Here is a 12,652-nt window from a genome sequence, read left to right as displayed (position 1 = left end):
GCAGGCTGACAGCTATCAAAATGAACGAATGATTCGCCCCAGGGTTTCCATGGCCTTTTCGGCGCCGTCATGCCAGGGGCTGCCGTAGTTCAGGCGGATGCAATTACCAAAGCGACGGGTCGGTGAAAAGATGGGGCCGGGCGCGATGCTGATGCCCTGGGCCAAGGCCATGTGGAACAGCTTGAGCGCATCCATCTGCTCTGGCAGTTCAAGCCACAGGAAGTAGCCCCCAGACGGTTGGCTGACCCGCGTCTGCGCCGGGAAGTGGCGGGAGATGGCGGCGAGCATGTTGGCTTGCTGGCCTTCCAGCGCGTAGCGCAGCTTGCGCAAGTGGCGGTCATAGCCGCCGTGTTGCAGGTAGTCGGCGATGGCCGCCTGTGCCGGCATCGATGCGCAGAGCGAAGTCATCAACTTGAGGCGTTCGATCTTCTGCGCGAAACGCCCGGCGGCCACCCAGCCGATGCGGTAGCCGGGCGCCAGGCTCTTGGCGAACGAACCGCAGTGCATCACCAGGCCTTGGGTGTCGAAGGCCTTGGCGGGTTTGGGTGCCTGTTGCGCGTAATACAGTTCGGCGTAGACGTCGTCTTCGATCAGCGGCACCTGATGGCGTGCCAGCAACTCCACCAGCGCCTGCTTCTTGGCCTCCGGCATGCTGGCGCCTACCGGGTTCTGGAAGTTGGTCATGCACCATACGGCCTTGACCGGGTGCTTCTCCAGGGTCTGCGCCAGCACGCTCAGGTCCATGCCTTCGCGGGGGTGAACGGGAATTTCCACAGCTTTGAGTTTGAGCCGCTCCAACACTTGCAGGCAGGCATAGAAGGCCGGCGCTTCGATCGCCACCAGGTCGCCGGGTTCGGTCACGGCTTGCAGGCACAGGTTCAGGGCTTCCAGCGCGCCATTGGTGATCAGCAGCTCTTCCATCGGCAGCATCAGCCCGCCGACCATGTAGCGCAGGGCAATCTGCCGGCGCAATTGAGGGTTGCCGGGCGACAGGTCGGTGACCACCATGCGCGGGTCCATCGCACGGCTGGCACTGGCCAGCGAGCGCGACAAACGCTGCAGCGGGAACAGTTCGGGGCTTGGGAAGGCCGAACCGAACGGCACGGTGTTGGGGTCCTTTATCGAGTCGAGGATGGAGAACACCAGCGCGCTGACGTCGACATCGGTGGACTCGCTGACCGGCTGCAAGGCCTGCGGCTCGCAGAACTGGCGCGGTGCATGGGCGTTGACGAAGTACCCCGAACGCGGGCGCGCGCGGATCAACCCGCGCCGTTCCAGCAGGTAATAGGCTTGGAACACCGTGGATGGGCTGACCCCGTGGGTCTGGCTGGCATAGCGCACCGAGGGCACCCGCTGGCCAGGGCCTAGCACACCCGAGCGGATCAGTTCGGCAATGTCATCGGCGAATCGTTCGTAGCGTTTCATTCTGGCCTTCTGTCGAAGCCTGGCAGGCAAGGTGGAAAAACAGTGTAAGGGATCAGCGGTTCATCGGTGCGACGAAGCGGCTTTGTGCCACGCTGCGCACGGCAGGTTCGTCACTGTCCTGCACTTCGAAACTCAAGGTTTGCGAACTGCTGGTCGGGCGTTCTGCAAGCATCGCCACCGAGACCGGCAGTTCGCTCATTTCGCCAGCCGGGATGATGAACTCGGTTTTGCCCTGCAGGGTGAAGCCGTCAGCGTCCAGCAGGCGCAGGTGATAACGTTGGGTGCTTTCAGTCTTGTTGATGACCTTGAGCAGGTAGATGTTCTCGATTTGGCCTTGGGCGTTCTCGCGGAACAGGCCGCGGTCCTTGATCACGTCCAGCGACACCATCGGGCGCTGTTGCAAGGCAACTACCAACGCGCCGATCATCACCACCAGTGCCGCGGCGTAGCCCAACAGGCGCGGGCGCAGCCAGTGGGTGGTGCCGCCCTGCAGGCTGTGTTCAGACTTGTAACCGATCAGGCCGCGGGCATACCCCATCTTGTCCATGACCCCGTCACAGGCGTCGATGCAGGCCGCGCAGCCAATGCAGGCCATTTGCAGGCCATCGCGGATGTCGATGCCGGTGGGGCAGACCTGCACGCACATCGTGCAGTCGATGCAGTCGCCCAGGCCTTGGGCGTGGGCGTCGCTGCCTTTCTTGCGTGGGCCACGGGTTTCGCCGCGGCGCGGGTCGTAGGCCACCGCCAGGGTATCCTTGTCGAACATCACGCTTTGGAAGCGGGCATAGGGGCACATGTGCAGGCACACTGCCTCGCGCAGCAAGCCGGCATTGATGTAAGTGGCGGCAGTGAAGAACAACACCCAGAACAGCGCGACGCCACCCAACTGCAAGGTCAACAGTTCTGCCGCCAGGGGCCGTATCGGGGTGAAGTAGCCGACGAAGGTCAGCCCGGTGAGCAAGCCGATGGCCAGCCACAGGCTGTGCTTGAGCGCCCGGCGGGCCAGTTTTTCCAGGCTCCAGGGGGCAGCGGCAAGCTTGATGCGCTGGTTGCGGTCACCCTCGCTGACCTTTTCGCACCACATGAACAACCAGGTCCAGGTACTTTGTGGGCAACTGTACCCGCACCACACGCGGCCGGCGTAGACCGTGATGGCGAACAGGCCAAAGGCGCAGATGATCAACAGCGCAGACAGCAGGATGAAATCCTGCGGCCAGAACGTTGCGCCGAAGATGTGGAACTTGCTGCTGCCCAAGTCCCAGAGCACTGCCTGGCGGCCGTTCCAGGTAAGCCAGGCAGTGCCAAAGAACAGTGCGAACAAGGCCCCCGCGAAACCGATCCGCAGGTTGCGGTACAGCCCGGTGAAACTGCGGGTGTGAAGGCCGCTGTCAACGTGGCGTTTGGCGGCTGAACTTGCGGGCGCGGCGATCTCGGTAAAGGGGATTCTATCGTTCATGGCTCGGTGCTCATCAGGCCTCGATCAGGCATGAGCACTATGGCCCCCGAGCTGTTATCAGCACAGGCTCAGGTTTGGCGATAAAAACCGTATCAGATGATCAGCAAAACCACGCCAGGCCTTAGATTACCGAGCCTGGCACGCTGGTCTTCAGATGCCTGCGGCTATCCACCGCACCCGCTACGGTGAGGGCATCAGCTTCTGCTTCGGTGATAGGCACCCGTTCCCCCGCCAGCACCGCCACCGACATGCGCAGCTGTTCATCGGTGATGATTTCAATGGCAGGGCCATCGCCTTCGAGGTGCACATGGTCGCCGATGAGCGTGCAACGGCGGGTGCTTTCGTCGATTTCAACCGGCATGGGAATGTCCTCTTGGTGGCGGTTACAGCTGTGACCACTGTGCAGAGGTGGTTGCTGCATCGATCCGCTGGGCGGGATGTATCGCACTTGCTGGCGCTGCGCGAGTCAACTCTCACAGAGGCAGCCCCAGCGCATTTTGATCAGGAGCGTCACGATGAACCCTTGGTGGCATCCGATTTGGCAAACCATTCAGGCCGAGTTCGCCGACCTCGGCGACGAGCGCGAAGTCACGCGGGTGCTGGTGCGCCTGCTGATGGCGGCCGTGCTGGGTGCGGTGCTGGGTTTCGAGCGTGAGCACAAAGGCAAGTCTGCCGGCGTGCGCACCCACATGCTGGTCTCACTGGGCGCTGCGCTGTTCGTGTTGGCGCCAAGCATGGCCGGGGCCGACGAGCAGGCGCTAAGCCGGGTGATCCAGGGCATTGTCGCCGGGATCGGTTTTCTGGGGGCGGGTACCATTCTCAAGGGTAACGGCCAGGACGCCAGCCATGTGAAAGGGCTGACTACCGCAGCAGGGCTGTGGATGACTGCCGCGATCGGTACGGCCGCCGGCATGGGGCGCGAAGCCACGGCATTGATCAGCACGGTGCTGGCACTGTTGGTGCTGGGCACGATGCCTATGTTGGTGGACAAGGTCGAGAAACAGGATGAGGAGAAACAGAGCGAGGAGGAGGGCAGGAAGCACTGAGGGGAGCCGAAGCTCCCCCCAAAGCGTTGTTGCCTGCTCTTTTTATTATTGAAGACGGCCTTTTGTTGTTTTTGTCAGCCAGTCTTTGTGTCGCGGGCGACCCCCATGCGGGGTCAAGAACAAACGTATTTTTTTGAGCGCTGACCTGCTTTCATCATGACTGATCCGATGCTGACTGCCGCTACCTTGAGGTAGTTTTATTGTTCTGTGTCAGACCGCGGGGCGTACCCCTGAAAAGCGTGTCTACTCCAAAAAAATCTGCTTGCTACGCCTCTGCCGTGTTGTTCTTGTTATGTCAGAGCCGTTACCTGTTGTTTTTATTGGGTGTCACATTTTTATTGTTCTTGTACCAAAGATATAGCATGGCCCGTGCCAACTTTTTCAAATCCTTTAAAATCAAGCACTTAGGTGTTTTGGTGGAAAACGCTCGACCTGAAATTTTGTCGATTTGTTTCCCTGTTACCCGATTTTTTGCTGCGAAACGTGGGGGAGGTAACACTCCACCCACATTCATGTGACACCCGTGTGACTAGTGCGCGCTGCGTGCGCGCGCCACTCGCGACCCATTGGCGCGGCCCAGCACCGTGCTGATGCGTTGCCCTGCGGCGATCAGGCGGTCCAGGTCGATGCCCGTCTCGATGCCCAGCCCCTGTAGCAGGTACACCACGTCTTCGGTTGCGATATTGCCGGTGGCGCCCTTGGCATAGGGGCAGCCCCCCAGCCCGGCCACCGAGCTGTCGAACACATTGATACCTTCAAGCAGGCTGGCATAGACGTTGGCCAAGGCCTGGCCATAGGTGTCGTGGAAGTGCCCGGCCAACTGCTGGCGCGGCACCTGGGCCGAGACCACGTCGAACAGCCGGCGGGTATCGCCCGCAGTGCCGGTACCGATGGTGTCGCCCAGCGATACCTCGTAGCAGCCCATGTCATGCAGGGCGCGGGCGACCGGGGCGACCTGTTCGGCGCTGACCTTGCCTTCATAAGGGCAGCCCAAGACGCACGACACATAGCCACGCACGCGCACGCCGTGGCTGCGCGCAGCCTCCATGATCGGCTCGAAGCGCTTGAGGCTGTCGCTGATCGAGCAGTTGATGTTGCGCTGCGAGAACGCCTCGGACGCTGCGGCAAACACCGCCACCTCTTTCACCCCGGCAGCCAGCGCATCTTCGAAGCCGCGCAGGTTCGGCGCCAAGGCGGCATAGGTAACACCTGGGCGCTGCACGATGCCTGCGAACACCTCTGCGGAACCGGCCATCTGCGGTACCCACTTGGGCGAGACAAAGCTGCCGACTTCGATGTAGGCAAGGCCCGCTTCGGTGAGGTCGTCAACCAGGCGCACCTTGTCGGCGACGCTGATGGGCTGGGCTTCGTTCTGCAGACCGTCGCGGGGGCCTACTTCGACCAGACGGACTTCTTTAGGCAAGGACATGGCGGGTTTCCTGTGGCGGGTCAACGGTTGTCTTTATTGTTCAAGGTCGCGGCAAGGGCCTGCTCGCAGCGCTCCTGGGCGGTGTCGAGCTCCAGTTGCATCTGGTGGATGTCGAGCATCTGCTGCTCCAGCTGGGCACGCCGTTCGGCGATTTTCACCAGCATGCTGTTGAGCTGTTTCAGGTTGCCGCTGGTGGGGTCGTACAGCTCGATCAGTTCACGGCATTCGGCGAGGGAAAAACCAATGCGCTTGCCGCGCAGGATGAGCTTCAGGCTGACTTTGTCACGCGCCGAGTAGATGCGTTCCAGGCCACGTCGCTCGGGGCTCAGCAAGCCCTGTTCCTCGTAGAAGCGGATGGCACGGGTGGTGATGTCCAGCTCGCGGGACAGGTCGGAGATGCTGTAGGTCTGCAGGCTCATGCGGGGGCTCGGCGTGGGGTATGGGGCTATCCTGAATGCAGGTTGACGTTTACGTCAAGCAGGGGCGCTATTCAGGCACCCCCACCCGGCGATAGCCATTGGGCGTCTGCCCGCTCAGCCGCTTGAAAAACCGCGCGAAGTAGGTGGGGTCTGTAAACCCGAGACTATCCGACAATTGCCCAATGCTCATGCGCGTATAAAGAAGGTTGCGCCGCGCCTCCAGCAGCAGCCGCTGATGCACCACCTGCAAAGCCGTTTGCCCGCTCAGTGCCCTGCACAGCTGGTTGAGCTGCAGGCTCGAGACGTTCAGGCGCGCGGCGAAGTCCTCCACGGACAAATGCTCGCGGTAATGCGCCTCGACCAGGCGCAGGTATTGCCCGAGCAACTGCCGGTCCCGTTCGTCACGGTTACGGGGCGCCTGGCCCAGTTGCTGCCGGCGGCTGATCCAGACCATCAATGCGGTCACCAGCGCCTGCAGCATCGTCGCCCGTGCCGGGGCATTGCCCTGGTATTCCTGCTGCAGTGTGTCGATCAGGCTGCGTAAACGCTGGCGGTCCTTGCCCAACGCATAGCACGCCGGCGTGGCCAGCATGCCCACGGGCGCGCCCAGTTGCTGTTCCAGTTCGGCCACCAGCGCGGTGCCGAAGGTCAGTACATGCCCCTGGATGTCGGCACTGAAGCGAAAGCCGTGCACGGTCAGTGGCGGTACCACCTGGATGGCGGCCTGGCTGATCGAGCTGCGGACACCTTCGATCTCCACCTCGGCCTGGCCACGCTGCACATACAGCAACTGGAACAGCTCGGCATGCTGGTGCGGCTTGATCTCCCAGTGGTGCAAGCGGCTGCGTGCCGGGATTGACTCGCAGTGCAACAGGTCGGTGCCAGGCCACGCCTGGTTTTCGCCGTACAGCTGGAACAACGGAATGCCGGGGAGGGTGGATTTCATGCGGTTTTGCCTGTCCGTTAATCGAACGTTATTTGTAAAAGTGCAGGTTTTGCATGGAATAGCACACTTAACCGGCAGCCTTTGCCAGTAAAAATGCAGGTGTAAACCCTAACAGCAGATGCCATGCCACTGCCAGTCCAGGGCCGGCATCGCCCGACTAGAGACAACAACAATGAAAACTCAGGTTGCAATCATCGGTGCAGGTCCCTCCGGCCTGCTGCTCGGCCAGTTGCTGCACAAGGCCGGCATCGAGACGGTCATCGTCGAACGCCAGACCCCCGAATACGTGCTCGGCCGCATCCGTGCCGGCGTGCTGGAGCAGGGCACGGTCGACCTGTTGCGTGAGGCCGGCGTGGCTGCACGCATGGACCGCGAAGGGCTGGTGCATGAAGGCGTCGAGTTGCTGGTCGGCGGGCGTCGCCAGCGCCTCGACCTCAAGGCCCTGACCGGTGGCAAGACGGTGATGGTCTACGGCCAGACCGAGGTCACCCGTGACTTGATGCAAGCCCGTGAAGCCAGTGGTGCACCGATCATCTACGCGGCGAGCAATGTGCAGCCGCATGAGCTCAAAGGCGAGCGTCCGTACCTCACGTTCGAGAAGGACGGGCAGGTTCACCGCCTGGACTGTGACTACATCGCCGGGTGCGATGGCTTCCATGGCATTTCTCGGCAGAGCATCCCCGAGGGTGTGCTCAAGCAGTACGAGCGGGTGTATCCGTTTGGCTGGCTGGGCTTGTTGTCGGATACCCCGCCGGTCAATCACGAGCTGATCTATGCCCATCACGAGCGGGGCTTCGCGCTGTGCAGCCAACGCTCGCAGACGCGCAGCCGCTACTACCTGCAAGTGCCGTTGGACGATCAGGTCGAAGCCTGGTCCGACGAGCGTTTCTGGGAGGAGCTCAAGGCCCGCTTGCCCGAGGACGTGGCAGCGAGCCTGGTGACCGGCCCTGCGCTGGAAAAAAGCATCGCCCCGCTGCGCAGCCTGGTGGTCGAACCGATGCAGTACGGGCACCTGTTCCTGGTCGGCGATGCCGCCCACATCGTCCCGCCTACCGGTGCCAAGGGCCTAAACCTGGCGGCATCGGACGTCAATTACCTGTACCGGATTCTGGTCAAGGTCTACCACGAAGGGCGCACCGACCTGTTGCAGCAGTACTCGCCGCTGGCCTTGCGCCGGGTCTGGAAGGGCGAGCGTTTCAGCTGGTTCATGACCCAGTTGCTGCATGACTTTGGTACGCACAAGGACGCTTGGGACCAGAAGATGCAGGAGGCTGACCGCGAGTACTTCCTGTCGTCGCCGGCGGGGTTGGTGAACATTGCCGAGAACTATGTGGGCTTGCCGTTCGAAGAGGTGGCGTAGGGGTAGGGCTGGAGAATTTCAGCGCCTGCAAAATCGAGCGCCGCCGGCGCGGCGCATCGCGAGCAACGCTCGCTCCTACGTTTGTTTCGGGCCAGTGAGTCCTATGGCATGGGCGCGCGCGCCCCTTGGTGCCCGCCTCGATATCGAGTTGGAAAAACAAGGCGGTCGCGCGCCGCCATCACAGGCATAATTGGCCCGAAACAAACGTAGGAGCGAGCGTTGCTCGCGATGCGCCGCGCGGGCGGCGCTCGATCTCAAAAGCGAAATCAATCCATCGCCATGCACTCAAGCCTCTCATCACTCCCCCGGCAACTGATTGCCGCCCTAAGCCTGGCCACCACCGCTGGCCCGGCCTGGGCCGACCAGGTACTACCTCCACCCCCAGAATTGCAGTCCGGCTACCGCAGCGCCTTGCAACCCGTCCACGCCAGCCGGCACATGGCCGCAGCTGCCAACCCGCTGGCCAGCGAGGCGGGGCGTGCGATGCTGCGCGCCGGTGGCAGTGCCATCGATGCGGCGATCGCCATGCAGATGGTGCTCACCCTGGTCGAGCCGCAATCCAGTGGCATAGGTGGCGGGGCCTTCATCCTCTATTGGGATGGCAAGCGTGTGCAGGCGTTCGACGGCCGTGAGGCGGCGCCTGCAACGGCCACGGAATCACTCTTCCTGCAAGCCGACGGATCGCCGATGCCATTCAGGGCGGCGCAAATCGGTGGGCGTGCGGTCGGCGTTCCTGGCGTGCTACGGGCGCTTAAACTGGCCCATGAACAGCATGGCAAGCTGGCGTGGCAGGATTTGTTCGCGCCTGCGATAGCGCTGGCGCAAAAGGGCTTTCCAGTCTCTGAGCGTCTACACACCTTGCTGGCAGCTGACCCTTATGTCGCACGCTCACCCAGCATGGCCCGCTACTTCCTTGGCGAAAACGGCAAGCCACTGCCGGTCGGCACGATGCTGCGCAACCCCGAGCTTGCGCAGACCCTGGCGCGCATCGCCGCGCAGGGGCCTGATGCGTTCTACACCGGTGAGGTGGCCGAAGCGATCGTTGCCCAGGTGCGTGGGCATGCCAATGCCGGGCAACTGTCATTGCAGGACCTGAGCCAGTACCGGGCGCGCGAGCGGGAGCCGGTCTGTGGCCCGTACAAACTGTGGCGTATCTGTGGCATGCCGCCGCCTTCTTCGGGCGGGGTCGCTGTACTGCAGACACTGGGCATCCTTGAAGCGCTACAGCGCGCTTCGCCGCACTATGACCTGGCGAAACTTGCGCCACGCGCAACGTCATCGCCCGCCGGCCTAGAGCCCACGCCGCTGGCGGTCCATGTGATCGCCGAGGCCGAACGCCTGGCCTATGCCGACCGCGCCCAATACCTGGCCGACAGCGACTACGTGCCGGTGCCGGTCAAAGCCCTCATCGACCCTGCCTACCTCGCTGGGCGTGCCGCCCAGATCGGCACCTACAGCATGAAGCGCGCCGGCCCCGGTACCCCGCAGGGCGCCGACCTGGCCATGGCCCCCGACCGTTCGCCGCTGCGTATTTCCACGTCGCACCTCTCTGCCGTGGACGACAGTGGCCAGGCTTTGGCCATGACCACGTCAGTGGAGGCGGCGTTCGGGGCACATTTGATGGTCAAAGGTTTTTTGCTGAACAACCACCTGACCGATTTCTCGTTTCTACCACAGGAGCAAGGTAAGCCCGTGGCGAACCGGGTCGAGCCGGGCAAGCGCCCCTTGTCGGCCATGGCGCCGACCTTGGTGTTTTCGCGGTCATCGGGTGAACTGGTGGCCAGCCTCGGTTCCCCCGGCGGCTCGCAGATCATCGGCTACGTGAACAAAGCGCTGGTCGGCCTGCTGGACTGGCAACTGAGCCCGCAACAAGCCAGCAACCTGCCCAATTTTGGCAGCCGTAATGCCGGTACCGAGGTGGAAGCGGGGCTGACCAGCCCGGCGCTGATCCGGCAACTGGCGGCCTGGGGGCACGAGGTCACGCCCATGACCATGACCAGCGGCATGCAGATCATCCAGCGCACTGGCGCTGGCTGGTCCGGGGGGGCTGACCCGCGACGCGAAGGCGCGGCACTCGGCGATTGAGCAAGCGCGTTGCGGGGTATGAGGTGGCGTGATAGAACGCTACCTTGCCATTCAGAAGTTGAATACCCAGATGTCTATCAGCGTGAAATCGAATAGAGCACTGTTCGACCTCGACTTGCTGCGCGCGATCGTCGTGGTGGCCGATTGCGGCAGTTTCACCACCGCCGCCGCACGCCTGCACTCGACCCAGTCCACCATCAGCCAGAAGGTGCGGCGACTCGAAGAAATGGTCGGCCACCGTTTGCTGGTGCGCGGCAACCGTGACGTGCTGCCCACCGACGCTGGGCAGACCTTGCTCGGCTATGCCCGCCATATGCTGGCCTTGAACGACCAGATGCTCGAAGCGCTGGCAGGGGCGATGGTCGGTGTCACCGTGCGCCTTGGCGTGCCCGAGGATTTCGTCGGTGGGCGCACCACCAACGCCCTGTCGGCGTTCAGCCGGCTGCACCCGCAGGTCAAACTGGAAGTGACCAGCGGGCTGTGCCGTGACCTCAGCCAAGCCTACGACAATGGCGAGCTCGACTTGGTGCTGCTGAAGCAGCGGCGCAACAGCCGCGAAGGGGTGGCCTGCTGGCCAGAGCGCCTGCAGTGGATAGACAGTGCGCGCACGCCGGCTTTTGAACTCGACCCGATCCCGTTGGTGACCTTTCCGCCACGCGGGCTGTACCGCGATGACATGATCACCGCCATCGAAGGCATGGGCCGGCGCTGGCGTATCAGCTTTACCAGTTCCAGCCTCAGCGGCATCCAGGCTGCAGTCGCCGATGGCATGGGCATCAGCCTGCTACCGCCGCGGGCGGCAACGCGCGAGCACCGGGTGCTGGGGGGCGAGCAGGGGCTGCCCGAGGTCGACAGCTACGAAATCGTCATCGTCCATCGACCCACGGCAGACGTGATGGTCAAGGCACTGGCCGAGGTGATGACGCAATTGTTGGCTGGAGGTGGGATCTAAAAGCAATTAGAATCAGTCGCATTAATACCTTTAGCCCGCTAGCGTGCCCTTGAATGACCGACTCCACCCCGGCAGACGAAACCTCCTTCGGCACGCTTTACCGCGACCATCGCAGTTGGCTGGAAGGCTGGCTCTCGCGCCGCCTGGGCGATGCCTGGGAGGCCGCCGACTTGGCCCAGGACACCTTCTTGCGGGTGCTCGCCGCGCACCCCGGGCAGACGCTACCCAGCCTGCGTGAGCCCAGGGCCTATCTACTGACCGTGGGCAAGCGGCTGCTGATCAACCACTACAAGCGACGCAGCCTGGAGCGCGCTTACCTGGAAGCCCTGGCCAACCTGCCCGAAGCGCTGGCACCCTCGCCGGAGCAACGCTGGATACTGCTTGAAGCCTTGCAGGCCTTGGACGAACTGCTCGACGGCCTGCCACGCGCCGTGCGCCAAGCTTTTCTATGGGCGCAGTTGGAAGGGGTCGACTACGCAACCATTGCCGAGCGTTTGCAGGTCTCTGAGCGTACGGTCAAACGCTACATGGTCAAGGCGTACGCGCATTGCCTGTTGGTGGCGTTGTGAGCGCGCCCGTCGACGCCCGCGCTCGGCAGCTGGCCCGCGAGGCCGCGCATTGGTTGGCCTTGCAGGACGCTGGCCCGCTGGATGATGGGCAGGTTGCCGCGCTGCTTAGCTGGCGTGCACGCAGCGCTGCCCATGAAGCGCTGTGGCAAAAAGCCGAGGCCCTGCGCACGCAGTTTTCCGCCGTGCCATCGTCGCTTGCCGTGGCCTGCCTGGACCGTCCGGACCCTGACCGCCGCCGGTTGCTGGGCCAGGCCCTGGCGATCGGCACGCTGGCGCCGCTAGCTTGGTATGGCTACCGTCAGCTACCCGTGGACAGCTGGCGCGCCGACCTGCACACCGCCACCGGCGAACGGCGTGGCCACGTGCTGGCAGGGGGAGGGCGCGTGCATTTGAACACTGCCAGTGCGGTGAACCTGTCTGTGCAGGGCGGCCAGCACGTTGTGCAACTGGTACGGGGTGAGATTGCCGTGGTCTGCGTCGGCCCGTTGCAGGTGCAGACCGCCCAAGGCACTGTCTTTGCTACCCGGGCGAGTTTTTGTGTGCGTCAGCAAGGGCAGCACTACCGCGTGTCGGTCAGCGATGGCGCCGTGCGCCTGCAAACGGCCCAGGGCGGCGCGCTATCATTGCAGGCTGGGCAGAGGGTAACCCTTGCTGCAAGCGGGGCAGGGCCTATAGAGGCGTTCGACGCGCAGTTACCGGGTTGGCAGCAAGGCCTGTTGATGGTCGACAACCAACCCTTGGGCGATGTATTGCGCGAACTCGACCGCTATCGCCCCGGGCTGCTGCGTTGGGACCCAGCCCTGGAGCGCCTGAGCGTGACCGCCACCTTCCAGCTCGACGACAACGACCGCATCCTTGCCTTGTTGGCTGCCAGCCTGCCGCTGCAGGTGCATTACCGGACCCGCTACTGGGTGTCGCTGACACCGCGCAAGCAACCTGCCTAAGTGCATACCGCACAGGGGGAA

The 12,652-nt window shown here is 63.2% G+C and carries 12 protein-coding genes; 6 read left to right on the top strand and 6 right to left on the bottom strand.

Annotated features, from left to right (window positions below):
- Positions 1-15 precede the first annotated feature (15 nt).
- From mapR to ACMCNM_RS17630, 3 genes are all read right to left on the bottom strand, one after another.
- Complete coding sequence (gene mapR, locus ACMCNM_RS17640; RefSeq protein ID WP_027593548.1) at positions 16-1,425, bottom strand: GntR family transcriptional regulator MpaR; 1,410 nt, start codon at positions 1,423-1,425, stop codon at positions 16-18.
- A 52-nt stretch (positions 1,426-1,477) separates the two neighbouring features.
- A complete protein-coding gene (gene ccoG / locus ACMCNM_RS17635) occupies positions 1,478-2,881 on the bottom strand; it encodes a cytochrome c oxidase accessory protein CcoG (protein WP_186703561.1) in 1,404 nt (467 codons plus the stop codon).
- A 121-nt stretch (positions 2,882-3,002) separates the two neighbouring features.
- Entirely contained in the window at positions 3,003-3,242 is a 240-nt protein-coding gene (locus tag ACMCNM_RS17630) for a DUF3203 family protein (RefSeq protein WP_027593546.1), read from the bottom strand.
- 154 nt (positions 3,243-3,396) lie between these two features.
- Between ACMCNM_RS17630 and ACMCNM_RS17625 the strand changes: the two genes are divergently transcribed.
- The gene (locus ACMCNM_RS17625) at positions 3,397-3,927 is read left to right on the top strand and encodes an MgtC/SapB family protein (RefSeq protein ID WP_186703560.1); all 531 of its coding nucleotides are present in this window, start codon (positions 3,397-3,399) and stop codon (positions 3,925-3,927) included.
- A gap of 529 nt (positions 3,928-4,456) precedes the next feature.
- Here the strand turns inward: ACMCNM_RS17625 and ACMCNM_RS17620 are convergent.
- The 3 genes from ACMCNM_RS17620 to ACMCNM_RS17610 form a co-directional block, all read right to left on the bottom strand.
- On the bottom strand, positions 4,457-5,356 hold the full coding sequence (locus ACMCNM_RS17620) for a hydroxymethylglutaryl-CoA lyase (protein ID WP_412765051.1): 900 nt from the start codon (positions 5,354-5,356) through the stop codon (positions 4,457-4,459).
- Positions 5,357-5,376: 20 nt separating this feature from the next.
- The gene (locus ACMCNM_RS17615) at positions 5,377-5,775 is read right to left on the bottom strand and encodes a MerR family transcriptional regulator (protein ID WP_027593543.1); all 399 of its coding nucleotides are present in this window, start codon (positions 5,773-5,775) and stop codon (positions 5,377-5,379) included.
- Positions 5,776-5,842: 67 nt separating this feature from the next.
- Entirely contained in the window at positions 5,843-6,721 is an 879-nt protein-coding gene (locus tag ACMCNM_RS17610) for a helix-turn-helix domain-containing protein (RefSeq protein WP_027593542.1), read from the bottom strand.
- Positions 6,722-6,893: 172 nt separating this feature from the next.
- On the opposite strand from ACMCNM_RS17610, the gene pobA reads away from it, so the two are divergent.
- The 5 genes from pobA to ACMCNM_RS17585 all read left to right on the top strand — a co-directional run bounded on the left by pobA (position 6,894) and on the right by ACMCNM_RS17585 (position 12,631).
- Complete coding sequence (gene pobA / locus ACMCNM_RS17605) at positions 6,894-8,081, top strand: 4-hydroxybenzoate 3-monooxygenase (RefSeq protein WP_186680200.1); 1,188 nt, start codon at positions 6,894-6,896, stop codon at positions 8,079-8,081.
- 279 nt (positions 8,082-8,360) lie between these two features.
- Positions 8,361-10,166, top strand: a complete 1,806-nt coding sequence (gene ggt, locus ACMCNM_RS17600; protein WP_412765050.1) for a gamma-glutamyltransferase — start codon at positions 8,361-8,363, stop codon at positions 10,164-10,166.
- A gap of 70 nt (positions 10,167-10,236) precedes the next feature.
- Positions 10,237-11,118 carry a LysR substrate-binding domain-containing protein gene (locus tag ACMCNM_RS17595; RefSeq protein ID WP_085274280.1) on the top strand — a complete coding sequence of 294 codons (882 nt, stop codon included), beginning with the start codon at positions 10,237-10,239 and terminating at the stop codon, positions 11,116-11,118.
- A 53-nt stretch (positions 11,119-11,171) separates the two neighbouring features.
- Positions 11,172-11,687 (top strand): sigma-70 family RNA polymerase sigma factor, encoded by a 516-nt coding sequence (locus tag ACMCNM_RS17590; RefSeq protein WP_186680196.1) that lies wholly within the window; start codon positions 11,172-11,174, stop codon positions 11,685-11,687.
- The gene (locus ACMCNM_RS17585; protein WP_412765049.1) at positions 11,684-12,631 is read left to right on the top strand and encodes a FecR domain-containing protein; all 948 of its coding nucleotides are present in this window, start codon (positions 11,684-11,686) and stop codon (positions 12,629-12,631) included. The genes ACMCNM_RS17590 and ACMCNM_RS17585 overlap by 4 nt, the downstream gene beginning before the upstream one ends.
- Positions 12,632-12,652 lie beyond the last annotated feature (21 nt).

This window comes from Pseudomonas sp. NGC7 (assembly GCF_047159675.1).
GTDB classification, from domain to species: Bacteria; Pseudomonadota; Gammaproteobacteria; order Pseudomonadales; family Pseudomonadaceae; genus Aquipseudomonas; species Aquipseudomonas kermanshahensis.
This window is presented reverse-complemented; position numbering and strand designations above follow the sequence as displayed.

Coding starts and splice junctions, on each gene's coding strand:
- mapR (WP_027593548.1), bottom strand. CDS start 1,425: ATGAAACGCTACGAACGATTCGCCGATGACATTGCCGAACTGATCCGC.
- ccoG (WP_186703561.1), bottom strand. CDS start 2,881: ATGAACGATAGAATCCCCTTTACCGAGATCGCCGCGCCCGCAAGTTCA.
- ACMCNM_RS17630 (WP_027593546.1), bottom strand. CDS start 3,242: ATGCCGGTTGAAATCGACGAAAGCACCCGCCGTTGCACGCTCATCGGC.
- ACMCNM_RS17625 (WP_186703560.1), top strand. CDS start 3,397: ATGAACCCTTGGTGGCATCCGATTTGGCAAACCATTCAGGCCGAGTTC.
- ACMCNM_RS17620 (WP_412765051.1), bottom strand. CDS start 5,356: ATGTCCTTGCCTAAAGAAGTCCGTCTGGTCGAAGTAGGCCCCCGCGAC.
- ACMCNM_RS17615 (WP_027593543.1), bottom strand. CDS start 5,775: ATGAGCCTGCAGACCTACAGCATCTCCGACCTGTCCCGCGAGCTGGAC.
- ACMCNM_RS17610 (WP_027593542.1), bottom strand. CDS start 6,721: ATGAAATCCACCCTCCCCGGCATTCCGTTGTTCCAGCTGTACGGCGAA.
- pobA (WP_186680200.1), top strand. CDS start 6,894: ATGAAAACTCAGGTTGCAATCATCGGTGCAGGTCCCTCCGGCCTGCTG.
- ggt (WP_412765050.1), top strand. CDS start 8,361: ATGCACTCAAGCCTCTCATCACTCCCCCGGCAACTGATTGCCGCCCTA.
- ACMCNM_RS17595 (WP_085274280.1), top strand. CDS start 10,237: ATGTCTATCAGCGTGAAATCGAATAGAGCACTGTTCGACCTCGACTTG.
- ACMCNM_RS17590 (WP_186680196.1), top strand. CDS start 11,172: ATGACCGACTCCACCCCGGCAGACGAAACCTCCTTCGGCACGCTTTAC.